21 protein-coding genes are annotated in these 22755 nt (G+C 61.5%); 15 read left to right on the plus strand and 6 right to left on the minus strand.

All coding sequences use genetic code 11. From position 1 onward, the window contains the following. Positions 1-82 precede the first annotated feature (82 nt). On the plus strand, positions 83-1081 hold the full coding sequence (locus M728_RS20750) for an ABC transporter permease (protein WP_026619862.1): 999 nt from the start codon (positions 83-85) through the stop codon (positions 1079-1081). A 69-nt stretch (positions 1082-1150) separates the two neighbouring features. On the opposite strand, the gene M728_RS20755 is transcribed toward M728_RS20750, so the two are convergent. Beyond that, entirely contained in the window at positions 1151-2398 is a 1248-nt protein-coding gene (locus M728_RS20755; RefSeq protein WP_026619861.1) for a S41 family peptidase, read from the minus strand. 207 nt (positions 2399-2605) lie between these two features. On the opposite strand from M728_RS20755, the gene M728_RS20760 reads away from it, so the two are divergent. Continuing rightward, a complete protein-coding gene (locus tag M728_RS20760) occupies positions 2606-3091 on the plus strand; it encodes a hypothetical protein (RefSeq protein WP_026619860.1) in 486 nt (161 codons plus the stop codon). 119 nt (positions 3092-3210) lie between these two features. On the opposite strand, the gene M728_RS20765 is transcribed toward M728_RS20760, so the two are convergent. Together M728_RS20765 and M728_RS20770 are read right to left on the minus strand one after the other, a co-directional pair. Then, positions 3211-3711, minus strand: a complete 501-nt coding sequence (locus M728_RS20765; protein WP_026619859.1) for an anthrone oxygenase family protein — start codon at positions 3709-3711, stop codon at positions 3211-3213. A gap of 73 nt (positions 3712-3784) precedes the next feature. Next, on the minus strand, positions 3785-4906 hold the full coding sequence (locus tag M728_RS20770; RefSeq protein ID WP_026619858.1) for a site-2 protease family protein: 1122 nt from the start codon (positions 4904-4906) through the stop codon (positions 3785-3787). A gap of 358 nt (positions 4907-5264) precedes the next feature. Here M728_RS20770 and M728_RS20775 point away from each other — a divergent pair, with 358 nt between their 5' ends. The 6 genes from M728_RS20775 (at position 5265) to M728_RS20800 (ending at position 12186) form a co-directional block, all read left to right on the plus strand. Next, on the plus strand, positions 5265-6785 hold the full coding sequence (locus M728_RS20775) for an alpha-N-arabinofuranosidase (protein WP_026619857.1): 1521 nt from the start codon (positions 5265-5267) through the stop codon (positions 6783-6785). Positions 6786-6848: 63 nt separating this feature from the next. Next, a complete protein-coding gene (locus M728_RS20780; protein ID WP_026619856.1) occupies positions 6849-7937 on the plus strand; it encodes an ABC transporter ATP-binding protein in 1089 nt (362 codons plus the stop codon). Between the two features lie 137 nt (positions 7938-8074). Next, entirely contained in the window at positions 8075-9343 is a 1269-nt protein-coding gene (locus tag M728_RS20785) for an ABC transporter substrate-binding protein (protein ID WP_026619855.1), read from the plus strand. A 72-nt stretch (positions 9344-9415) separates the two neighbouring features. After that, positions 9416-10291, plus strand: a complete 876-nt coding sequence (locus tag M728_RS20790; RefSeq protein WP_026619854.1) for a carbohydrate ABC transporter permease — start codon at positions 9416-9418, stop codon at positions 10289-10291. A 3-nt stretch (positions 10292-10294) separates the two neighbouring features. After that, positions 10295-11119, plus strand: a complete 825-nt coding sequence (locus M728_RS20795; protein ID WP_026615095.1) for a carbohydrate ABC transporter permease — start codon at positions 10295-10297, stop codon at positions 11117-11119. Between the two features lie 146 nt (positions 11120-11265). Continuing rightward, the gene (locus tag M728_RS20800) at positions 11266-12186 is read left to right on the plus strand and encodes a transcriptional regulator (protein ID WP_026619853.1); all 921 of its coding nucleotides are present in this window, start codon (positions 11266-11268) and stop codon (positions 12184-12186) included. A gap of 29 nt (positions 12187-12215) precedes the next feature. Here the strand turns inward: M728_RS20800 and M728_RS20805 are convergent, their stop codons facing one another. Beyond that, positions 12216-13100 (minus strand): LysR family transcriptional regulator, encoded by an 885-nt coding sequence (locus M728_RS20805; RefSeq protein ID WP_026619852.1) that lies wholly within the window; start codon positions 13098-13100, stop codon positions 12216-12218. Positions 13101-13319: 219 nt separating this feature from the next. Between M728_RS20805 and ampC the strand changes: the two genes are divergently transcribed. Further along, positions 13320-14510 carry a class C beta-lactamase gene (ampC, locus tag M728_RS20810; RefSeq protein ID WP_026619851.1) on the plus strand — a complete coding sequence of 397 codons (1191 nt, stop codon included), beginning with the start codon at positions 13320-13322 and terminating at the stop codon, positions 14508-14510. A 166-nt stretch (positions 14511-14676) separates the two neighbouring features. On the opposite strand, the gene M728_RS20815 is transcribed toward ampC, so the two are convergent. Next, positions 14677-14973, minus strand: coding sequence for a hypothetical protein (locus tag M728_RS20815; RefSeq protein ID WP_026619850.1), 297 nt, complete (start codon positions 14971-14973; stop codon positions 14677-14679). A 218-nt stretch (positions 14974-15191) separates the two neighbouring features. Next, entirely contained in the window at positions 15192-16217 is a 1026-nt protein-coding gene (locus M728_RS20820; RefSeq protein ID WP_026619849.1) for a LacI family DNA-binding transcriptional regulator, read from the minus strand. A 284-nt stretch (positions 16218-16501) separates the two neighbouring features. Here M728_RS20820 and M728_RS20825 point away from each other — a divergent pair, with 284 nt between their 5' ends. The 6 genes from M728_RS20825 to M728_RS20850 all read left to right on the plus strand — a co-directional run bounded on the left by M728_RS20825 (position 16502) and on the right by M728_RS20850 (position 22681). Further along, positions 16502-17494: a Gfo/Idh/MocA family protein gene (locus M728_RS20825; RefSeq protein ID WP_034883254.1), complete on the plus strand. Its 993-nt coding sequence runs from the start codon at positions 16502-16504 to the stop codon at positions 17492-17494. Between the two features lie 12 nt (positions 17495-17506). Continuing rightward, complete coding sequence (locus tag M728_RS20830) at positions 17507-18409, plus strand: sugar phosphate isomerase/epimerase (RefSeq protein WP_026619847.1); 903 nt, start codon at positions 17507-17509, stop codon at positions 18407-18409. A gap of 60 nt (positions 18410-18469) precedes the next feature. Beyond that, positions 18470-19702 carry a sugar ABC transporter substrate-binding protein gene (locus M728_RS20835; protein WP_026619846.1) on the plus strand — a complete coding sequence of 411 codons (1233 nt, stop codon included), beginning with the start codon at positions 18470-18472 and terminating at the stop codon, positions 19700-19702. A gap of 119 nt (positions 19703-19821) precedes the next feature. Continuing rightward, positions 19822-20724, plus strand: a complete 903-nt coding sequence (locus M728_RS20840; RefSeq protein WP_026619845.1) for a carbohydrate ABC transporter permease — start codon at positions 19822-19824, stop codon at positions 20722-20724. Beyond that, positions 20721-21548 (plus strand): carbohydrate ABC transporter permease, encoded by an 828-nt coding sequence (locus tag M728_RS20845; protein ID WP_026619844.1) that lies wholly within the window; start codon positions 20721-20723, stop codon positions 21546-21548. The genes M728_RS20840 and M728_RS20845 overlap by 4 nt, the downstream gene beginning before the upstream one ends. Further along, on the plus strand, positions 21545-22681 hold the full coding sequence (locus tag M728_RS20850) for an ABC transporter ATP-binding protein (protein WP_026619843.1): 1137 nt from the start codon (positions 21545-21547) through the stop codon (positions 22679-22681). Before M728_RS20845 ends, M728_RS20850 begins: the two co-directional genes overlap by 4 nt. Positions 22682-22755: the final 74 nt, after the last annotated feature.

Genomic DNA, 22755 nt, shown 5'->3' on the forward strand with positions numbered 1-22755 from the left:
CGGGTCCATAAGTTGCGGCGGGATGCGGGCGGAAAACCGCACGCACTTTCCTCATCTCGCTGAAGGAAAGCGAAGGTCGACCATGGCAATTACGCTCGATCGGGCAATCGAACATAAACAGCGGGGTTGGCTGGCGTCGATTCTGGGGAGCCAGACCTTCTGGGTACTGGTCGCCGTCATCCTCGCCTGCATCTTCCTGTCGGTCACCACCGACTCCTTCGCCACGCCGAAAAACCTTTACAACATCACCCGCAACTTCACTTTCGTCGCGATCATCGCCCTCGGCATGACGCTGGTGATCATCACCGGCGGCATCGACCTTTCCGTCGGATCGGTGCTTTGCCTCTGCAGCATGGTGCTCGCCGTCGTCATGAATGCGGGCTACAGCATCGAGGTAGGCATTGCCGCCTCGATCGGCACGGCACTCGTGATCGGGGCGTTCAACGGTGCCATGATCGCCTATCTCGGCTTTCCGCCCTTCGTGATCACGCTCGGCATGCTGTCGATCGCGCGCAGCCTCGCGATGGTCGCCTCCAACAACACCGTCGTTTTCCAGTTCGGGCCGGATCACGACACGCTGCTCGCGATTGGTGGCGGCGCCTGGTTCTTCGGGATCGCCAATCCCGTGCTTTACATGATCGTCCTGGCACTGCTGACCGGCTTTGTGCTGCGCTGGACCCGGTTCGGCCGCTACGTCTTCGCGATCGGCGGCAACGAGCACGCGGCGACGCTGACCGGCGTTCCGGTCAGAAGGATCAAGCTCGCCGTGTACATGGTCTCGGCGCTTGCGGCCGGCATCGCCGGTATCATCCAGACCGGCTGGCTCGGTGCCGTCACCACCAATATCGGTGCGGGGATGGAGCTTCAGGTCATCGCCGCCGCCGTCATCGGCGGAGCCAACCTGGCAGGCGGTGTTGGCACGGCCTCCGGGGCCCTGATCGGAGCAGCGCTGATCGAGGTGATCCGCAACAGCCTTGGGCTGCTGGGCATCAACGCATTCTGGCAGGGGACCTTCATCGGCGGCGCCATAGTGTTTGCCGTCCTCTTCGACCGGATTCGCAACTTCCGGCAAAGCGAGTAGCGGATCGGCTCGAGGCGATATGTGAGGGCCTTCCCGTACCCATGTAAAACGCAGGGGAATCGAACGCAGTCAGCCCTTGGCGAGGATGCGCCGCATCTCTTTCATGGCTGCGTCGCGTTGCGGGTCGCGGCCGGCTGCATAGGGCAGGGTGAAGGGGACGGTAACGTCGGGCTCGACACCGTGGCCCTCCAGCCGGACGCCATCGTCGATGACGGCATCCGAGACCGCCACCTCCAGCAGGCTGTCGTCGGGCAGGAGGTAGGCGCGTCCGGCGAGCAGCGCGCCTGCCGTGCGCGTTCCGACGAGAGGTATGCCATTTGCCTTCAGCGCGTAGGCGAAGAGTTCGAGGCCGCTTCTCGCACCCTCGTCGATGATGGCGACCACCGGCCGGCGCCAGCGGACATTGGCGAGGATGTCCTTGCCGCTGCGCGGGACCAGCCGGAAGGACGGGGTGTCGCCGACGAAAAGCTCGGCAGCGTCAGGTGGGCCGCCGCCCCAACGGCCGCGCAGGTCGACGATGACGCCATCAGTATCCCTGAGACGGCCGGTGGCAAGCTCGCGGGCGACGATCTCCAGGCCATCCGGAGCGGACAGCGTCCAGAGACGCAGGTAACCGATCCGACGCCCCTCGCTTTCGCTCACCGCTATGCTCTCCTCGATCGCCTTCTCGAACGTGCGCAGCGGTCTTAGCCGTTCGACGGCGGCGTTCACGGTGAAAGGTTGCGCGCCCGCATCGCGGCGCAGCGCTATTTCCACGCTTCGACCGCGCTTGTTGCGGAAGGATTCGATCTCACGATAGGGCGCTCCATCGACCGAAAGGATCTCGTCGCCGACCCGGATGCCAGCGCGGTCCGCCGGTGAGCCGTCATAGACGTCGCTGACGAACCGCAGGCCGTTTTCGATCCGCGTGACCATGCCGATGCCGACATAATTGGCGTCGCCGTCCGGGGGGAACAGCCTCTTCATATCGTTGCGGATGGCATAGCGGAAAATATCGGCGAGTTCGTAATAATCGATCGTGTCCGGCTTGAAGCGCGCCGTGTGCGACGCGTCCAGGCTGGCGAGGACGCGCTCGATCGCGGCATCCACCCGAGCGTCCGGGCTTTTCGCCGTTACCGGATCATTCTCCAGTTCCCGTCTGACGGCCGCGCCGAAGCGGTCGAGCGCGGAGGCATCATGAAAGTTGTCGATGACAAGCGCGACGGCGCGGTCGAACACCGGCTCGCCAGAACGCGGCAGATCACGGCCTAAGCCGTGGCTGGGCATGGCGAGAAGCAGGAATGCCGTCAGGAGGGTAGCGGACGTCTTCACGTGCATGAACCGATCTCCGTTCACCGAGAGATCAATATCGGGGTAATAGCGGCCGCAATGAAGACGGGGTTCAACAACATTCCGTGAGCCATGGCCGCGGATGTCCGCACCGCCGGGTTGAGGAGAGCCGCATGGCACGAGACGTTCCCCGGAACAATGGACGAGTATTGCGGTTGTAGGTGCCTGCTACCGCAGGTCGCGAAGGAAGGAGCAATGGTCGTTTACCTGACAGGTCTGGTATCGCTGCTGCTTGCCGCCCTCAGTCTCGGACCGTCCTTTGCCCATGTTCTGGAGGCACCGCCGCGACTGTTCGCTTGGTCGCCGGAATTGTGGCGTGAGGCCACGGTCTTCAACGGCCAGTTCGCACTCTTTGCGAAGGTCGGCGCTCCGCTCGATGTGGGAGCCATATTGGCGGCGTTCCTTCTCTCCTATCTGCTCGCCAGCGAGAGGCCCGCTTTCTGGTTCGCCCTTGCCGGCGCAGGTCTCTTGGCTGCCGGACTGGCGGCATGGGTGACGCTTGTCGCGCCTGCAAACGCGGTGCTGGCGACCTGGAAACCAGGCCCGATACCGCCCGATTTCGAAGCCGTGCGCCTCAGATGGGAAACCGGCCACATGGTGGTCGCGGCGGCGAAGGTCATGGGTTTCGCGTCGATCGCGCTCGCCCTCCTGGCGCCGCGCCTGGCAAGCGGGTCGTCTTAGCACTATCGGGATTTTCCTGCCTCTGCGAGTCCGCGATATGGTGGCAGAGAGCGGGGATTTCGGGATTGGTCAGTCTTCATGGTTCCTGGCGTATCGATCATGGCGGCCGAGGGTTCCCCTCAGAGCGCTATGGCCGTCGCGATCAGGATGAGGCTGATCAGGCCGAGCGCCGCCCGCACGACATGCGACCACTCCCAGCGATCACGCAATGCGGTCCAGTCCTCGCCCATCTTTTCCTCAGAGCCGCGCGAGGCGCCGACGGCAAAGAAACGCGCGCCCGCCCCTTCGAGCCTCCTGTCCTTGAGCCAGAAATTGTTCACCGGATGCGTCAGTATCCAATAGGTCGCATGCATAGCCAGCATTCCGACGAGAGCGGCTGCGATCAGCCAGGAAGCGGGCGTACCTGCCGGGGTCAAAAGGAGAAGGATGGCCGTCAGGAGCAGCGCAGCCGGCTCCGCGGCGCCGCCGATCGTGAAACCCGGGTAGTAGATCGCCTGAACCGCCAGGTACTGGTCCTTCTGCAATCGCAATTTGCCCGGCCATTCGAGCGCATGGGCAAGGGCGAGCGCCGTTGCGGTCGCGACCAGTACGATCGTGAGAACTTCCACCGTCACGAGCATGATGTCGATCCGATTTTGCTTCAGCTATCGGCCGAACTCCACAATGCGGATTCGGTTCCCTCCGCCTTCGCGCTCAGCCGCGTCTGCCGGTCTGGCGCAAATGACCGAAGCGGAAGCCGCCCGCGGCGGCGGCGCGCACCATCATCATCTCGCCGATCGTCTCATGGGTCATCAGCCCGATGAGGCGGTCCGCACTGTCGAGAACCGCGACGGCCGGTGAACTGGACTCCTGCATGAGCCGCAGGCTCTCCTCGAGGCGCTTGCGGTGATAGATCGTCGGTATGTCGCGGCGCATGGCGGAGACGACCGGCGTTGTCGGGCCTTTCTCCTTCAACGTACGGATCATATCGTCGCGCGTCAGCAGACCCTCGAAGTGGCCGGCGGCATCGACGACCGGGAACTCGCGCTGCGTGGTCGCCAGCAACGTTTCGATCGCATCGTCGATAGTCGCGGATCGGTCGAGACTCGCGAACTCGGTGACCATCACATCGGCGATCATGACGCTGCCGGAGATCTCGCGGATCTGCGCGTTCTGTGCCTCGGCCGTCGCGGCGAGATAGACGAAGATGGCGATGAAGATCAGCAATGGATTGTAGAACAGGCCGACGAAGCCGAAGACGAAGGCAAGGCCCTGGCCGATCATGGCCGCGATCTGTGTGGCGCGCGACCAGGAGAGCCACGAAGCGAGCGCCGCCCTGAGCACTCGGCCACCGTCCATCGGAAAGGCCGGGATCATGTTGAACAGGACGAGGAATACGTTGACCCCGGCAAGCCTTCCGAGGAAGCTCCTTTGCGGATCTTCGACCCCTTCCATCTGCTCCATCCCGACCGAGCTGCCGAGCATGACGAACAGCACCCCGGCGATGGCGACGTTCACTAGCGGGCCGGCGATGGCGATCACGAATTCCTCGCCGGGCTTTTCCGGCATGCGTTCGAGCCGGGCGACTCCGCCGATCGGCAGAAGCGTGATATCCGGCGTCTTGATGCCGAAACGGCGGGCGGCGGCGATATGGCCGAATTCGTGCAGCACCACGCAGACGAACACGGCGATCACGAAGGCGATGCCCTCGATTGCCGCCGGCGTGCCTCCGATCCGGTAGTGCATCAGCCAGATCCAGACGAGCAGCAGCGCAAATGTCACGTGCACGCGCAGCGCCGTGCCGGCGATCGTTCCAATTCTGAAGGACCAAGCCATGAGCGATATGCTCCCGTCATGCTGCGACGTCCCGAGGTTCCTTGGCAGGCGGCAATCGCCATCTTCGCGACAGGTCGCGGCCCATGATGACAGGCGCGGCCGCCATAGACAATCGGCCGTTGGAAGCCGGACCTGCTGCCTAATCGACGAGGTGAAGGATCGTTCCGCGCCATGAAAGGCGGGGCGACCGAGGCGGGGCGGGTGCGAAAAACGCGACCATCTGTAACGGCTCGGAATATCCCTTCACGCGTGCATACGGCATTCATATCGGTTTTTATGATATTAAACAAAATCGTTGAAATAAAAAATCATCCAGTTTAGCTTCAGCCAAAATCGAATTCAATAAACGAGGAAACCCATGCGAGCGAAAGCGACCCTCAACCGGGAATACACCATCTCGACCGTCGACAAGCGGGTTTATGGCTCCTTCCTGGAGCATATGGGCCGTGCGGTCTACACCGGCATCTACGAGCCCGGCCACGAGAAAGCGGATAAGGACGGCTTTCGTACAGATGTGCTCGAGATGGTGCGCGACCTCGACATGCCGATCGTGCGCTATCCCGGCGGCAACTTCGTTTCCGCCTATCGTTGGGAGGACGGCATTGGGCCGCGGTCGGAACGCCCGGTACGGCTCGATCTTGCCTGGCGTACGCGGGAGACAAACCAGATCGGCGTCAACGAATTTGCCGATTGGGCGAAGCTCGCCCGCACCGAGATGATGCTGGCGATGAATCTGGGCTCGCGCGGCCTCGATGATGCCCGTAACTTCCTGGAATACTGCAACCATCCGGGTGGCACTTACTGGAGCGATCTGCGCGCCAAGCACGGCTACAAGGAGCCGCATAATGTGCGCATCTGGTGCCTCGGCAACGAGATGGACGGACCATGGCAGGTGGGCCATAAGAGTGCCGCCGAATACGGCCACCTCGCAAACGAGGTCAGCAAGGCTTTCAAGTACTTCGACAAGACGCTGGAGACCGTGGTTTGCGGCTCCTCGAATGACAAGATGAAGACCTATCCGGAATGGGAGGCGACCGTCCTCGAAGCGAGCTATGACAGCGTCGACTACATCTCGCTGCACAAATATTTCGGCAATGAAGAGCAGGACACGCTCAACTACTACGCCAAGGCCATCGATCTCGACCGCTACATCGTCACGATCGGCGGCGTCATCGACTACATCAAGGCCAAGAAGCGCTCGAAGCGCGACGTGAAAATCTGCTTCGATGAGTGGAACGTCTGGTACCACGACCGCAAGGAGGACGGCGAGCGCATCGCTAATTGGGACTGGCCGGAAGCGCCACCGCTGCTCGAAGAACTCTACAATCTCGAGGACGCGATCTTTGTCGGGTCGCTGCTGAACGTCTTCATCCGCCGCTCCGACCGGGTCAAGATCGCCTGCATGGCGCAGCTGGTCAACGTCATCGCGCCCATCCTGACCAAGGCCGGCGGACCCGCCTGGCGCCAGTCGATCTACTATCCGCTGCAATATGCCTCGAAATATGGGCGCGGCACGGCTCTCACGGTAGCGCAGTCGGGCCCCACCTATGATTGCGACGTCGCTCAGGACGTGCCCTATCTCGACCTCTCGGCGGTGCTGCAGGAGGACGGCAAGTCGATCGCCGTCTTCGCCGTCAACCGGAGCCTCGACGAGCCGCTCGGCGTGACGATCGACCTCCAGGGCTTCAAGGGGGCGAAGATCGTACACCATCAGATGCTCGCGGGCGAAGACCTCCAGGCGCGCAACTCGGTCGAGGACCAGAACCGCATCGTGCCGAAGTCGGGAAGGGAGCTGACGATCGACGATGCGGGCGCGCTCGTCGGCTCGTTGCCGCCGAAGTCCTATCACTTCGTCCTCATTTCCGTCGCTTCCGCTTGAGCGGCTCGGTCCGAGGCCGCTGGAGGAGCGGCCCCGGACCGGCATTACCATCGGGGAGGTCTAATGTCCGGAATCAAATTGACCGGCGTCAGCAAGTCGTTCGGCGCCGTGAAGGTGATCCACGACGTCGGCATCGAAATCGAGCAGGGTGAGTTCGCCGTCTTCGTCGGCCCGTCCGGCTGCGGGAAATCCACGCTGCTCCGCATGATCGCCGGGCTTGAGGAGACGACCGGCGGCGAGATCAGGATCGATGCCGAGGACGTCACCCACAGGGAAGCCTCGAAGCGCGGCGTCGCCATGGTCTTCCAGTCCTATGCCCTTTATCCGCATCTCTCCGTTTTCGACAACATGGCCTTCAGCCTCTCCATTGCGAGGCGGCCGAAGGCGGAAATCGAGAAGAAGGTCAGGGCGGCCGCGGAGATTCTCCGGCTCTCGGACTATCTGGCCCACAAGCCGAGCCAGCTTTCCGGCGGTCAGCGTCAACGCGTGGCGATCGGGCGGGCGATCGTTCGTGAGCCGCGCGTCTTCCTCTTCGACGAGCCGCTTTCCAATCTCGACGCCGAGCTCAGGGTGAAGATGCGCATGGAAATCGCCCGCCTGCACCGGCAGATCGGCGCCACCATGGTCTACGTCACCCACGATCAGGTCGAAGCGATGACGCTCGCCGACAAGATTGTCGTCCTGAAGTCGGGCGTGGTCCAGCAGGTCGGCGCGCCTCTCGAGCTCTATCGCAACCCCGACAATATGTTCGTTGCGGGTTTCATCGGCTCGCCGGCGATGAATTTCCTCAAGGCTCGGGTTGCCGCCGGCGCGAGCGGCAGGCTCACGATCGAGCTCGAGGACGCGCCCGGTATTCCATTCGAAATCCCGGCAAAGGCCGGCCTGCCCGCCGGTGAACGGATATTTGTCGGCGCCCGGCCAGAGCATATCGCGCTCGGCGCGCGGGAAGAGGGAATCCCTTTGAACGCCACGGCCGAGTTCATCGAGGAATTGGGCGGGACCGGCTATCTGCACGCGCTGACAGCGACGGGCGAGGAGATGACGATCGAATGCCGCGGCGAGGAAAGGCCGCAACCCAAGCAGCCGATCCGTCTCACCCTAGCACCCGAAGAGCTGTTCGCTTTCGGCGATCGAGGTGGCCGGCTGCGTTGATATCCGAAATTCGGGTTCAGAGCGCAATTCAGGCCACCGGAAGCATACCCTGGCTTCGGACGAGAGGACGTTCCGGGCAGGGGAGGAATGCGGCGCGAGCCGCTGGACTTGGAGCGTCACGACAGGAGGAGAGAGACGTGAAGAAGCTACTAAGACTTGCCTTTGCGAGTGCGCTGGCGATCCTGCCTTCGGCAGCCGCCTATGCGCAAACCGATATCACCTGGTGGGACTTCTTGAGCGGCGGCGACGGTGTCCGCATGAAGGCCCTCATCAAGGAGTTCAACGATACCCATCCGGACATCCGCATCAACGCGACCACGCTCGAGTGGGGTGTCCCCTTCTATAGCAAGGTTCAGACGGCGGCGGCCGTCGGCCAGCAGCCCGACATCATGACCTATCATTTGTCGCGCTTCCCGCTCGCGATTCCATCGGGCGTTCTGCGGCCGCTCGCACCTGAAGAGCTCGCCGCGGCCGGCATCAAGAAGGAGAACTATGTCGAAGCGAGCTGGAATTCGGCCTCGGCCGACGGCAAGGTCTACGGCATTCCCTTCGACGTCCATTCCATAGTGCTCTACTACAACAAGAACATCCTCAAGGAAGCGGGTCTGCTCGGCGACGACGGTCTGCCGAAGGAGCTGGATGGCGTGGACAATTTCAACGCCGCGCTTGAGAAGATCAAGGCGACAGGCAAGGCCCAGTACCCGCTTTCGCTGCACACCGACGAAGGCGGCTCGATGTGGCGGGTCTTCTACACACTCATTTCCCAGCAGGGCGGGAAATTCATCGAAGGCGAGGATATCCTGCCTGGAGACACCGGCGTCAAAGCGCTGACGACGATGGCGAATTGGGTATCATCCGGCTATTCGCCGCAACTCATCTCCTATGAGGCTTCGATCGCGCTCTTCACCTCGGGCAAGGCGGCGATGCACATCAACGGGGTGTGGGAAGTGCCGACGATGGTGGATCTTGAGAAGAACGGCAATCTCGGTTTCGAGTGGGGCGCCATTCAGATCCCCGTGCTGATGGGTCAGGCGGCCACGTGGGCGGACTCGCACGCCTTTGCCGTACCGCACAGCGAGGCGAAGCCGATCACGCCCGAGAAGCTGAAGGCAGTGCTTCAGATCATTGCCTGGATGAACGAGCATAGCCTCTCCTGGGCCGGCGCCGGTCACATCCCGGCCTACAAGCCGGTGACCGAAAGCGCCGAGTTCAAGGCGATGCAGCCGAATGCGACCTACGTCAAGCTCGCCGACACGGCCGTCTTCGATCCCGTCTCGCCGCTCGCCGGGGTCGGTGGAGCGATTTACGAGGCAACGCAGAACTTCGTCGTCCCCGCCCTGAACGGTCAGCTTGATCCCGCGGATGCCATCGAGCAGATGCGCGAGGAACTGCAGGGCCAGATGTAGTGACACTCCATGGACCGGTTGGCCTCCGCCGGCCGGTCCATCCGCACGCCAAATGGGAGGACTATTGCGGTGCTGACGAGCGAGAGACGGACCAAGACGCTGACCGCCGTTTTGATGATCGCGCCATTCGTGATCACCTACCTGACGGTTTTCGCCTATCCCGTCTACAAGATGTTCGCCTTGAGCTTCACCGACGCGCCGCTGATCGGCGACGGCCGGTGGATCGGTTTCGCCAATTATCTGAAGCTGCTCAATCAGAAGCTCTTCTTCACCTCGGTGTGGAACACCGGCTACTTCGTCCTTCTGACGGTGGTGCCGAACACGTTGGTCGGCCTCGGCCTGGCGCTGATGGTCGTGCGCCTCAAAGGCTGGCTGCAAAGCCTCGCGCTGGTCCTGTTCTTCCTGCCCTATATTCTCCCCGTGTCGGTCGTGACGCAGATCTGGGAGTGGGTGCTCGATCAGCAATTCGGTATTGCCCAATACGTGATCGAGCTCTTCACCGGCCGGCGCATCAGCGTCTTTCGTGACCCCATCTGGGCGATGCCGATGGTGGCGCTTGTCACGGTGTGGTGGACCAACGGCTTCAATCTGCTGCTCTTCATCGCCGGATTGCGCAACATCCCGGCAGACTACTACGAGGCGGCGATGCTCGACGGCGCGACACGCTGGCAATGCTTCCAGCGCATCACCTGGCCGCTGATCTGGCCTGTCACCGCGCTCGTGCTGACGCTGCAACTGATCCTGCAATTGAAGATCTTCGACCAGGTTTACCTGATGACGGAAGGCGGCCCTTTCAACTCGACCTATGTGCTGCTCCAGCTCGTCTATCGCGAGGCGTTCCGCCTGAACCACGGCGGGCTCGGCTCGGCTGTCGCGGTCTTCCTGTTCCTGATCATCGTCACCGTCTCGATGCTGCAATACCAGCTCTTACGCGTGAGGGGGCGCTGATCGATGCAACGGAAATCCGTAGGCAATATTCTTCTGCTGGTTCTCACCTTGTGCGTCGCCTGTATGTGGGCCTTTCCGCTCTATTGGGCGGTGGTGACGTCGATCAAGCCGGAGCAGGAGGTCGTCACCAAGACGACCTTCATCCCAGACGTGTTCAACTTCTCGGCCTATTATTTCGCCCTGTTCGAGACCAATCTCGCTTCCTGGTACGTGAACTCGCTTGTCACCTCCATCACCGTCACCGTGGTCGTCATCCTGATCAGTGTGATGTGCGCCTATGCGCTGTCGCAGATCGTCTTTCCCGGGCGAAGGCTCCTCTACGGCATCATTCTCGCAAGCTTCATGGTCCCCTCTCAGGCGCTCGTGGTTTCGCAATTCGTGCTCATGTATCGCTTCGGCTTGATCAACACCTGGGGCGGCATCATCCTGCCCCAGCTCATCGTCCCGGTCGTCGTGATCGTTTACAAGCAGTTCTTCGACTCCGTGCCGAAGGAACTGCGCGAGGCGGCGAAGCTCGATGGCTGCGGCGATTTCCAGATCCTGTTTCGGCTCTATCTTCCGCTCAATTGGGGGATCACCACCGCGCTCGCGATCATCACCTATATCATGGCGTGGAACGCCTTTCTGTGGCCCTTCCTCGTCACGAATTCGGAGGAGATGATGACCGTCACCGTCGGCATCACGCAGGTAGACGACGCCTTCGGCGTGAAATATGCGCGTGACATGGCGGTCGCCATTCTCGCGGCGCTGCCGGTCGCGCTTGCCTATCTGCTCTTTCAGAAGCGGGTGACGCAGGCACTGATGCTGTCGTCGGGGATAAAAGGATGAGCCTCCGCGCCATCCTTGCCCGGTCCACGGCCATCTCTCCCAGGCCGTGGGCCGGGCTCGACCTTGAAGGCATGCAACAAATTGCGTTCGCGTGTGGTATCAGCGCAGATCAGCCAATGCTTTAGCCGGAGTGTCAGTAGCCGAGAATGGAGACGAAGCTTCTCACAGTGGACCCGATCAAGGATGTCGAGGTCGTCCAGGCCTTGGGCTCCCCGACGCGGATCGAAATCCTCAATCTGCTGCGCCAGAAAGGGCCGCTGAACGTCAACGACATTGCGGCTCACATGGGCCTGCCGCAATCGACGACGGCGACGAACTTGAAGTCGCTCGAAAAGGCGGGCCTCATCCAGACACATACGATGAAGGCGACCAAAGGCAATCAGAAGATCTGCTCCAGCATCTATGGCGAGATCCTGATCCGGTTCGATGATCGTACCAGCCTTGCGGATGACGTCGTGACCGTCAGCATGCCGATCGGTCTGTTCACCGAGTTTGAGGTGGAGGCACCCTGCGGACTTTGCTCGGTCAACAACGTCATCGGCATGCTCGACGTCCAGGAGGTCTTCCTCGATCCGCAACGCATGCAGGCGGCGCTGCTGTGGTTCACACGCGGCTATGTCGAATACAAGTTCCCCAATAATGCCAAGGTCACGGGGCGGCCGGTCCGCAAGATCGAGTTTTCGGCCGAACTGAGCTCCGAAACGCCGGCGACCAACGCCAATTGGCCCTCCGATATTTCCATCTGGATCAACGGGATCAAGGCCGGCTATTGGACTTCGCCCGGCGACTTCGGCGATCGCCGGGGCCTGTATTCACCGGCGTGGTGGAAACTCAGCGGCTCGCAATACGGCAAGCTCAAGACCTGGACCATCGACGATCGGGGCACCTGGATCGATGGCGCAATGGTGTCGACGCAGACGATCACTTCGCTCGGCATCCCTGATCATCATTCCATCCGCTTCCGCATCGGCATCGACGAGAAGGCGGAAAACCCCGGCGGTCTCAACATCTTCGGCAAGGGCTTCGGCGATTTCGATCAGGACATCGTCATGACCATCTATTTCTAAACCTGTCCCGAAGTGGAAGGGGAGGCGCTTCAGATGCTCTCGGCATTTGCCGCATCGACGAGCCAGTCCCGGAAGGCGGCCATTGCCCGTGTCTTAGCGCGCGATTGCAGGCGCGTCAGCCAATAGCTGCCCAGCGTGACGGCGGTATCGAAAGGTTTCCGAACGGTATCTGCCTGCAAATGCCGGGAAAACATCAGGGGCGGGGCCAAGGCGACGCCCGCACCCTGTTGTGCGGCTTCCATCATGGCGAGTGAGGAATCGAACACGATGCTCTTCGTCAGCGGCATGTTCGTCGGCAATCCCGCAGCCGCAAACCATTGCGGCCATTCGTCTGCACGATATGAACGCAACAGAGTGAACCTGAGCAGATCGGCCGGCGTTCCTAGCTTCTCGGCAATGGCGGGGACGCATAAGGGGGAGAGCGGCGCTTCAAGGAGCCGCACTGCGTCGACCCCGTGCCACGCGCCGCTCCCGAACCGGATCGCATAGTCGAGTCCCTCGGCGGCGATATCGACGCGATTGTTGTTTGTCGAGAGGCGCAGGTCGACGAAGGGATGCCGTGCATGAAAGTCCTGCAGCCGGGATAGCAACCAGCCGACTGCGAACGTTCCGACGGCACCCACTCGGAGGACCTCGCGAAAGTGGCCGCCTTCGAAGCGCTCCAGCGTGCCGGCGATGCGGTCGAAGGCCTCGCGCAGCGCCGGCAACAACGTCTCGCCCTCATGTGTTAGCATCAATCCGCGAGGCAGCCGTTCGAACAGGGTGACGTTCAAATGGCTTTCGAGGCTCTTTACTTGATGGCTCACCGCCGCTTGCGTGACGGATAATTCGATCGCGGCCCTGGTGAAGCTCAAATGACGCGCCGATGCTTCGAAGGCTCGAAGCGCGTTCAAGGGCAAATGAGGACGAACCATGGAGAAACACCCAAATTTTTCTAATAGGTCGGGCAAGATATTGTCGTTTGCGGCATCCGTACAGACGCCGTATCTCCGCTAGGTCCGCCTGCTCCTTCCGGTTGTACAGGGGCCGTGAGAGCCGGATTGCGGTAAATTGCTGGTATCCTGCTCGGTTGCCGGCCGCAATCCGCCACGCATGCGGGCGATTCTTGGAAACGCGAGGTCTATGTATCTGCTATGAAAAAGATTTCCGCCGCGAGAATTGCAATTCTCATCGCTGCTCCTCTTTTCTGCGCAACTCACGCATACGCCGCCGATAAGAGCGACCAAAGTCTACTTAAGCGAGCCGTCGACGAGGCGATCCGTCCCGTCATGGAGGAAAATGGCATTCCCGGAATGGCCGTCGCGGTCACAGCGCAGGGAAAGAGATACGTCTTTAACTATGGCCTCGCCTCGAAGGAGAGCGGACAGAAGGTTACCGACGAGACGCTTTTCGAAATCGGCTCGATCAGCAAGACCTTCACTGCAACGCTCGCCTCCTATGCTGAATTGCGTGGAACCCTGTCCTTATCGGACAAGGCCAGCAAATATCTGCCGGCGCTCGCTGGAAGCAGCTTCGACAAGATCAGCCTTCTCGATCTCGGCACCTATACGGCAGGCGGCCTGCCGTTGCAATTTCCGGACTCCGTCGCCGATCAGGAGAGCATGGTTGCCTATTATAAGGCTTGGCGACCAAGCTATGCCGCGGGTACGCACCGGGTCTATTCCAATCCCAGCATCGGCCTCTTTGGCTATCTCGCGGCCAAGAGCATGGGCGAGCCCTTCGATGATCTGATGGAGAAGATGCTCTTTCCTGGGCTTGGGCTGACGAGCACCTACATCAGGGTGCCGGAAGAGCGAATGCAGGACTATGCCCACGGCCATACGAAGGATGGCAAGCCGGTCCGGGTAACGCCGGGCGTTCTCGGCTCGGAAGCCTATGGAGTGAAGACGACGGCGGCCGATCTGATCCGGTTCGTCGAGGCAAATATGGACGCCGCAGGATTCGACGTCGATCTCAAGCGCGCGATCGCCGCGACGCACACCGGATATTTCAAGGTCGGTGAGATGAACCAGGGTCTCGGATGGGAGATGTACGCCTATCCGACGGAGCTTGAGACCCTGCTTGCAGGGAACTCTACCCAGGTGAGCCAGAAGCCCAACAAGGTGACGAGGCTCGATCCGCCGCTTGCGCCCCAGGAAAACATGCTGATCAACAAGACCGGCTCGACCAGAGGATTCGGCGCTTATGCCGCCTTCGTGCCCGCGAAAAACATCGGTATCGTGATCCTGGCGAACAAAACCTACCCCATTCCTGCCCGCGTGAAGGCCGCGTACCACATATTGAAAGCGCTGGACGACGAACTCGCCTCGGCCGGCGCTCGCTAGCGCGGCCTAAGCATGCGGCCGTCCCAGGACGACGAGCTCCCGCCATGTGAGTGGCGGGTGCGCGCTATCCACGGTTCGTCAGCGCGACGAAATTCGCGATCTCGCTTCGAGGCCGCGCCGATTGCCGGCTTGAACCCGGCACTGCGCGCGTCAAATCATCATGTGCTCAATAGGCCCTGGGCGGCACGAACAGGCAGATTGTCTTGCCATAGGCTTTGCCCTCGGCAGAGCACCAGTGGTACTCGCCGTCTGGCGATATGCGAACCCTCCTGTCGGCATAGGGGAGAACTTCGCCCGTAGCTTTTATGATGAAGCCTTGAGGTCGCTCGCTTACGGCGGTCTGGGCCACCTGGCGGCAGTCCAGATTTGAACAGCAGGACGTCGGATATTGCCAGCCGCTCGGAGCGTCGTGGGCGAAGGCTGTCGTCGACAGCCCGGCGAAGAGGAGGAAAAGTCCGCGCATGGAATCTCCTTTCAGGAACAGTCGCCATCTCGGGTCGACTGCAACCGGCAGGGGTTCACTGCAGCGCCCCGAGTCCCGCAGAACGCGAAAGGGTCGCTGCAGCAGTTAGCATTGCCACATGACTTTGCCCTGCAATCGGTTCCGATTTAAGGAAATCACGCGGCAAGCTACAAACCTGCGGAGCGCCGAATTGATCCATTGCGGCGGAGAGGCCGTCCTCAGCCGAACATGTCGCTTTCGCCTTCGACGAGTTCCATCGGCCATACGGCGTTCACCAGCGCCTGCGGGTAATGGTGCTTGAAAGCGGGCATCGTCGACAGCAGGGTCTCGGCGAGCGCTATGCCGAGACCACGCAGTGAAAGGCGAAAGCACGTAAGCGGCGGCGAAAGGAAATGCGCATGCGGGCTGTAGCGCCCGATCACGGCTATGTCGCGCCCCGGCCTGACGCCGGCCTCCGAGAGCGCCTGATAGAAGCCGATCGCGATTGTTTCGTTGACGAGTAGGATCGCGGTCGGCCGCTCTTTGAGTGCTAAGAGATCGCGCGCGATCTGGTAGCCGCCGGCCTCGGTAGGGGTCGAGCGGAAAATCAGTTCCTCGTCCAATGTCAGCCCATGCGCGGCGAGCGCCTCCCGGCAGCGATCGACGAAGACATAGCCGAGGTTTACGTCATCGTGCGGCCGGGTAACGGCGATGCGCCGATGCCCGCGCGCCACCAGCCGGTCGATCGCGGTCTGCGCCATGCCTTCGAAGTCGAGGTCGAGCCATGGGCGACCAGCGTCCGTCAAGCTTCGGCCGAGGGTGACGAAGGGGATGTTGCGCTCGGCGAGAAACTCGATGCGCGGGTCGTGCCGTCGCGTCGCCGAGAGGATCAGCCCATCCGCAAAGCCGCGCGCGACGACGCGGCGCAGATAGTCGCTCGGATCTTCCTCGGAGGAGCAGAGTAGGGCGACCAGATCGAGCTTGTGCTTCGCGAATACGGCTTGCACGCCGTCGAAGACGCTCATGAAGAAGGTGTCGCCCTGGCCGGTGATCTCCGTGCCGGTCTGGATCATGAAGCCGATGATATTGGTGGTTCCCTGTCTGAGACTGCGGCCGGACTGGTTGGGCACGTATCCAAGTTCCTGGGCGGCCTCCAGCACGCGTTTGCGCGTCTCCTCATTGACGTCGGGGCGGCCGTTCAGCGCGCGTGATACCGTGCCGATCGAGATGTCCAGATGTTGCGCCAGGCGCCGAATTCCCTTCATGCGGAGCGCTCCCTCCTTCAACCGTCTCTTGGATCACGATGATTTCGGGTCGCGCCGATCAGATCATAAACGTGATCGATTCTAAGAAGTTAGAGCGGCGTGGTGGGCGGAGAGCCGCACGCACTTCTCCTCATCCCGCTCTAGCCGTTCCGAATTGCTATTGACATGTTTCGGAAAGTCCGCATAGTTCCGTAAACGTTTACGGGCGCCGAAACAAGGCGAAATCGTAGCTTTGTGGGAGGGGAATCGTGATTTTGCGTGCAGTTCTGTGCGGGTGCGGAGCCATGGCCAAAGGCTGGCTCAAGGCGATTGCCGCGGACGGTGAACTTCAGTCGGCAATCCGCATCGTCGGGCTCGTCGATGTGAACCCCGAAGCCGCCAGCGCGCTCGCCGCGGAGTTCGCCCTCAAGGACGCCGTGATCGGCTCCGACCTCGATGCGGTGCTGACCGAAACGACGCCGGATCTCCTGTTCGACATCGTTGTTCCGGCCGCCCGCCGCAACGTGGTCGCCACGGCGCTGAAACATGGTTGCCACGTCCTCAGCGAAAAGCCCATGGCCGCGTCGCTCGAAGCCGGCCGGGAACTGATCCAGCTTGCCAGGGAAGCCGGCAGGCTGCACGCGGTCGTGCAGAACCGCCGTTTCATTTCCGGCGTGCGCCGCATCCGTCGTTTCGTCGAAAGCGGTGCGATCGGTGACCTCACCGGCATCCACTGCGATTTTTTCATCGGCGCGCATTTCGGCGGCTTTCGCGAAGAAATGGAGCATGTGCTGCTCGTCGACATGGCGATCCACACATTCGACGCCGCCCGGTTCATCGCAGACAAGACGCCGCTTGCCGTATATTGCCATGAGGACAACCCGAAGGGCTCCTGGTACGCGCACGGCGCGGCGGCCACCGCCATCTTCGAGCTCTCCGACGGCGTGACCTTCAGCTACCGCGGCTCCTGGTGCGCCGAGGGTGCCAATACGAGCTGGGAGAGCGAGTGGCGGGTCATCGGCACGAAGGGCACGCTGCTCTGGGACGGGGCCGAGGATCTGCGAGCCAACCGGGTGGCCGGCAGCCAGGGATTCCTGCGCGAGCTCGCCCCGATCGAGATTCCCGACCCGGCCGATCCGCGAGAGACGCATGGGCATGCCAGCGTGATCGCGGATTTCGTCAGGGCGATCCGGTCCGGCACGAAGCCCGAAACGGTGGGCGACGACAATATCAACAGCTTGGCCATGGTGTTCGCGGCGATCGAGAGCGCCCGTATCCGGCAACGCGTGACAATCTGAACGAGGCATCTGATGAGCAATCCAGCCAAGTCCATCCGCATCGGCACCATGGTCAGCGCCACCAAGGGCGAAGCCGCAAAGCGCATCGGCGAGATCGCCGACCTGGGCTTCGAAAGCTTCGAGCCCTTCTTCTGGCAGACCACGAACGGCCAGGATCTTGCAGAGCTCGGCAAGCGCTGCCGGGACGCGATCGGTGACCGCGACATCACCATTTCGACGCTCGGCATGTTCGGCAATCCGCTGGAGGAAACCGATATCGACCTCCAGACGCTCGAGGGCTGGAAGGATTGCATCGACAACGCCTATCATTTCGGTGCGACCTGCGTTGCGGGCTTCACCGGCCGCATCCGTAACCGGCCGCTCACCGACAGCTTGCCGCGTTACCGCAAGGTCTGGCGCGAACTCGCCCAACGCGCGGCCGACAAGGGCGTGAAGATCGCCTTCGAGAACTGCGCCATGGACGGCAATTGGGCGACCGGCGACTGGAACATCGCCCATAATCCGGATGCCTGGGAACTGATTTTCAACGAGACGCCGGACGATCACATCGGCCTCGAATGGGAGCCCTGCCATCAGATGGTCTATCTCATCGACCCTCTGCCGCAGATCCGCAAATGGGCCCACAAGTTTTTCCACGTGCATGGCAAGGATGCGACGATCCGCTGGGATGTCATCCGTGAGCACGGCATCTTCGGCAAAGAGAAATTCGTCTTCATGCGCACGCCAGGCTTCGGCGACAGCAACTGGACCGACATCATCTCGGAACTGCGGCTCGCCGGCTGGTCCGGTTCGATCGACATCGAGGGCTGGCACGATCCGGTCTATCGCGACGCGCTGGAAATGACCGGCCAGGTGCACGCGCTCAACTACCTGAAACAGTGCCGCGGCGGTGAGTTCATCGCCGATCCGGCCTGAGACATGCCTGACGGCCGGCGTGGAGGGCGCCGGCTGCGGGAAAACCAAGAGGAGGAGTTTATGGATATCCGCAGATATGCAATCCTTGGCGCGTTCGCCCTTGCCAGTGTTTCCTTGCCGGCATTCTCGGCAAGTGCGGAAGATGTCACGATCAGCGTCTGGTCGCTCGACCGCGACATTCAGCCAGCACCGAACTTGATCAAGGACTTCAACAAGCTCAATACCGGAATTAAAGTCGAATATCGACAGATTCAATTCGACGACGTGGTCAGCGAAGCGATGCGCGCCTATTCAACCGGGCAGGCGCCGGACATCATCGCCGTGGACAATCCGGAGCACGCGCTCTTTTCGTCTCGCGGCGCTTTTCTCGATCTCACCGACATGATCGCCAAATCCTCCGTCGTGAAGACGGAGAATTATTTCCCCGGGCCGCTCGCTTCGGTCACCTGGGAAGGCAAATATTACGGCATTCCGAAGGCGACCAACACGATCGCGCTTTACTACAACAAGGACATGTTCAAGGCGAAAGGCCTTGATCCGGAGAAGCCGCCGCAGACCTGGGACGAACTCGTCGAAGCGGCGCGCAAGCTGACGGACCCGGCCGCGAACGTGTACGGCCTTGCCTTCTCCGCCAAGGCGAACGAGGAGGGGACTTTCCAGTTTCTGCCTTGGGCGCAAATGGCAGGCGGCGGCTACGACAAGATCAACTCCGAGGGTGCGGTGAAGGCGCTCGACATCTGGAAGAGGATCCTCGACGAGAAGCTCGCTTCTCCCGATAGTCTGACACGCGGTCAATGGGATTCAACCGGCACCTTCAATTCCGGCAATGCGGCGATGGCGATCTCCGGCCCCTGGGAACTCGACCGCATGATCCAGGAGGCGAAGTTCGACTGGGGCGTGACGCTGCTGCCGGTGCCGGAAGTCGGCGCCGAACGCTCATCTGCGATGGGTGATTTCAACTGGGCGATCTTCGCCAGCAGCGAGCACCCCGAGGAAGCCTTCAAGGTACTCGAATATTTTGTCTCGCAGGACGCCCGGATGTTTAAGGATTTCGGGCAACTGCCGGCGCGGTCCGACATCGCCATTCCGCCGACCGGTGAGCCGAAGAAGGATGCGGCGCTCAAGGTCTTCGTCGAGCAGTTGAAATACGCAAAACCGCGCGGCCCGCATCCGGAATGGCCGAAAATTTCCAAGGCTATCCAGGACGCGATCCAGGCTGCTTTGACCGGGCAGATGAGTTCGAAGGAAGCGCTCGACCAGGCAGCCGAAAAAATCAAGGCGGTTCTGGGCTGAGAAGCCGTCGGTTCCATCAGCGGTAGCGTTCACCGGATTGCCACGGTTCGCTCGAATTTCCTCCCGAGAAGGCGATCTCCGGCTTCGGCCGGGATCGCCCACGGGACGGGGGATAGTCAATGAAGAGAATTCTAGCCAGTGTAACGGACGGGAAAGGCTTCGACATAGGCCTCGTCCTGTTGCCGCTCGCCTTCCTGTTCATCATGTCCGGACTGCCGCTCGTCTACAACGTCGTGATGAGTTTCCAGGAGGTCGACATGTTCAGCCTCGGCAGCTTCGTCCGGCCTTTCGTCGGCTTCAAGAACTATGTCGACCTGTTCTCGCAGCCCGAAACCCGGCCCATTCTCTTCAACACGGCGCTTTTCGTCAGTTCTTCGATCGCTGGCCAATTCCTCATCGGCTTTGGCCTCGCTCTCTTCTTCTGGATGAATTTCCCGGGAGCGTCCTGGCTTCGCGGGCTCTTTCTCGTCTCCTGGGTCATGCCCGGCCTGGTCGTGGGCGCGATTTGGAACTGGATTCTCTCGGGCGATTTCGGCGTCCTCAACTTCTTCCTGCGGGAGACGGGTGTCATCGAAGGCAACATCTTCTGGCGCTCCGATCCGAACTATTCCCTCTGGGCCGTCATCATCGCCAATATCTGGCTTGGCACGTCCTTCAACATGATCCTGCTTTCGGTCGGTCTGTCGGGAATACCGAAGGACCTCTATGAGGCAGCCGAGCTTGACGGAGCCAACGCGCTGCAGCGCTTCTTCACGATCACCCTGCCGATGATGCGCTCGACAATCGGCGCGATCATCGCGCTCGGCCTGATCTTCACCCTGCAGCAATTCGACCTCTTCGCCGGCATTACCTCCGGCGGACCGAACAACTCGTCCAACGTGACGCAATATTGGGCCTGGGACCTTTCGTTCCGGCAATACGACTTCGCCAAGGGTGCGACGATCTCGGTCATCATGATCGTCTTCGTGATGCTCGCTTCCGTCGTCTATGTGCGCTCCACCCGCCATGAGGTCCGAGGATGAGTGATCAATTGCGCAATCGGGTGATGCTCGCCGTCGCGTTGCTGCTCGCGGCCATCTATCTTTTCCCACTCTACTGGATGTACATCACCGCGCTGAAGACGGGTTCGTCGATGTTCGCGACGCCACCGAAATTTCTGCCCAGCGAGCCGCAATGGGGCATCTACGCCTTCGTCTGGGAGAGCCGGAACATGGGGCGCTACCTTTGGAACTCGCTGGTCATCGCCTTGGGAGCGGTGTCGCTCATTGCGGTCCTCGGTGTCGGCTGCGCCTATGTGCTCGCCCGCTACCGCAATGCCTGGGTGGATGTCGGCCTGTTCCTGATCTTGATGCTGCAGGTGCTGCCTGCATCGTTGATGGTGACGCCGATCTTCGTCGGCTTCTCGCAATTCGGCCTTCTGGATACACCGCGCTTCGCGGTCATCCTGGCAATTGCCGCGAAGAGCATGCCCTTCTTCGTCGTCCTCGTAAGGGCGACTTTCATGAGCGTGCCGATGGAGCTCGAGGAGGCGGCGCTTGTGGACGGCAATTCACGCATCGGCGCCTTCTTCAACATCGTGCTGCCGCTTGCCAGGAACGGCATCCTCGTCAGCGCGATCCTGATCTTCATGCAGGCCTTCGGCGAGTTCGTGTATTCGAAGTCGATGATCCAGGCGGTCGAACTGCAGCCGGCAAGCGTAGGTCTCAACACCTTCATGGGACCGAACACCAATGAATGGAACAACATCATGGCCTACGCCACGATCTATGTGACGCCCGTTCTCGCCGCCTTCGTCCTCTTGCAGCGCCGCATTGTTTCCGGCCTCACTTCGGGAGCCCTCAAATGACCCTTCAGATCGAGCTCAACGGCGTCAACAAGTACTACGGCGCCTTCCACGCGCTGAAAGACATCAATCTTGCGATAGAGAAGGGGACCTTCGTCGCTCTCGTCGGTCCGTCCGGCTGCGGCAAGTCCACGCTGCTGCGTTCGCTCGCCGGGCTTGAGAAGATCTCGACCGGCGAAATGAAGATCGCCGGCCAACTGATGAACAACGTGCCGCCACGCAAGCGAGACGTCGCGATGGTCTTCCAGTCCTATGCGCTCTATCCGCATATGACCGTCGAGGAGAACCTGACCTATAGCCTGCGCATTCGCGGCGTGAAGAAGGCGGAAGCCCGTAAGGCCGCGGAAGAAGTGGCGGCGACCACGGGCCTGTCGCATCTGATGAAACGCTATCCCCGCGAGCTTTCGGGCGGCCAGCGCCAACGCGTCGCGATGAGCCGCGCCATCATCCGCCACCCGAAAGCCTTCCTCTTCGACGAGCCGCTTTCGAATCTCGACGCGGCGCTTCGCGTGCACATGCGCAAGGAGATCCGCGCGCTGCACGATCGGCTGCATGCGACCTCGGTCTATGTCACGCACGATCAGATCGAAGCGATGACCATGGCGGATCATGTGGTCGTCATGCGAGATGGCGTCATCGAGCAGCAGGGCCGTCCGCTCGACCTTTACGACCGGCCGGCCAACCGCTTCGTCGCGGGCTTCATCGGCTCTCCGGCGATGAACTTCATCCCGGCGAAGGTCGGCGAGGACGGCATGCATGTGGTTCTCGATCTCGGGACGGAGCAGCCGAGGCTCGCGCTCGCTGATCCGCTTGCGCCCGGCCGCGCGGTGACTGCCGGCCTCCGGCCGGAGCACATCCGCATCGTTGCCGCCGGGCAGGGCGCCTTCGACATTCCGGTCGGCGTCGTCGAATCGACGGGTTCGGCCACCTATATCACCTCGGCGACAAAGCCCGAACTGACCGTTGTGGAGACTGGGCGTTCCGCTGCTGCGAGCGGCGAACTCATCGGGCTCTCGATAGAGGCGAAGCAACTGCATCTTTTCGACGCCGAAACCGGCAAGCGGCTCGAGGCCGAGAGGGCGCGCGGCGACGCCGGTGCGCCTCGGCACCTGCATTTGGCGCAGGCTGCGAGGTAGCGGACACCTCACAGCTGCGCGTCTAATCAGACGCGCAAAGATCGCTGTAGCACTTTTGAATTGTTGCATGTTTC

It is taken from the genome of Ensifer sp. WSM1721 (assembly GCF_000513895.2).
GTDB lineage: Bacteria > Pseudomonadota > Alphaproteobacteria > Rhizobiales > Rhizobiaceae > Sinorhizobium.

Bases quoted from the DNA above. Each gene is read 5' to 3' on its own strand.
- M728_RS20765 (WP_026619859.1), bottom strand. From the start codon at position 3,711: ATGCTCGTGACGGTGGAAGTTCTCACGATCGTACTGGTCGCGACCGCA.
- ampC (WP_026619851.1), top strand. From the start codon at position 13,320: ATGAAAAAGATTTCCGCCGCGAGAATTGCAATTCTCATCGCTGCTCCT.
- M728_RS20760 (WP_026619860.1), top strand. From the start codon at position 2,606: ATGGTCGTTTACCTGACAGGTCTGGTATCGCTGCTGCTTGCCGCCCTC.
- M728_RS20825 (WP_034883254.1), top strand. From the start codon at position 16,502: ATGGCCAAAGGCTGGCTCAAGGCGATTGCCGCGGACGGTGAACTTCAG.
- M728_RS20795 (WP_026615095.1), top strand. From the start codon at position 10,295: ATGCAACGGAAATCCGTAGGCAATATTCTTCTGCTGGTTCTCACCTTG.
- M728_RS20820 (WP_026619849.1), bottom strand. From the start codon at position 16,217: ATGAAGGGAATTCGGCGCCTGGCGCAACATCTGGACATCTCGATCGGC.
- M728_RS20845 (WP_026619844.1), top strand. From the start codon at position 20,721: ATGAGTGATCAATTGCGCAATCGGGTGATGCTCGCCGTCGCGTTGCTG.
- M728_RS20775 (WP_026619857.1), top strand. From the start codon at position 5,265: ATGCGAGCGAAAGCGACCCTCAACCGGGAATACACCATCTCGACCGTC.
- M728_RS20835 (WP_026619846.1), top strand. From the start codon at position 18,470: ATGGATATCCGCAGATATGCAATCCTTGGCGCGTTCGCCCTTGCCAGT.
- M728_RS20770 (WP_026619858.1), bottom strand. From the start codon at position 4,906: ATGGCTTGGTCCTTCAGAATTGGAACGATCGCCGGCACGGCGCTGCGC.
- M728_RS20840 (WP_026619845.1), top strand. From the start codon at position 19,822: ATGAAGAGAATTCTAGCCAGTGTAACGGACGGGAAAGGCTTCGACATA.
- M728_RS20805 (WP_026619852.1), bottom strand. From the start codon at position 13,100: ATGGTTCGTCCTCATTTGCCCTTGAACGCGCTTCGAGCCTTCGAAGCA.
- M728_RS20815 (WP_026619850.1), bottom strand. From the start codon at position 14,973: ATGCGCGGACTTTTCCTCCTCTTCGCCGGGCTGTCGACGACAGCCTTC.
- M728_RS20750 (WP_026619862.1), top strand. From the start codon at position 83: ATGGCAATTACGCTCGATCGGGCAATCGAACATAAACAGCGGGGTTGG.
- M728_RS20850 (WP_026619843.1), top strand. From the start codon at position 21,545: ATGACCCTTCAGATCGAGCTCAACGGCGTCAACAAGTACTACGGCGCC.
- M728_RS20755 (WP_026619861.1), bottom strand. From the start codon at position 2,398: ATGCACGTGAAGACGTCCGCTACCCTCCTGACGGCATTCCTGCTTCTC.
- M728_RS20780 (WP_026619856.1), top strand. From the start codon at position 6,849: ATGTCCGGAATCAAATTGACCGGCGTCAGCAAGTCGTTCGGCGCCGTG.
- M728_RS20830 (WP_026619847.1), top strand. From the start codon at position 17,507: ATGAGCAATCCAGCCAAGTCCATCCGCATCGGCACCATGGTCAGCGCC.
- M728_RS20800 (WP_026619853.1), top strand. From the start codon at position 11,266: ATGGAGACGAAGCTTCTCACAGTGGACCCGATCAAGGATGTCGAGGTC.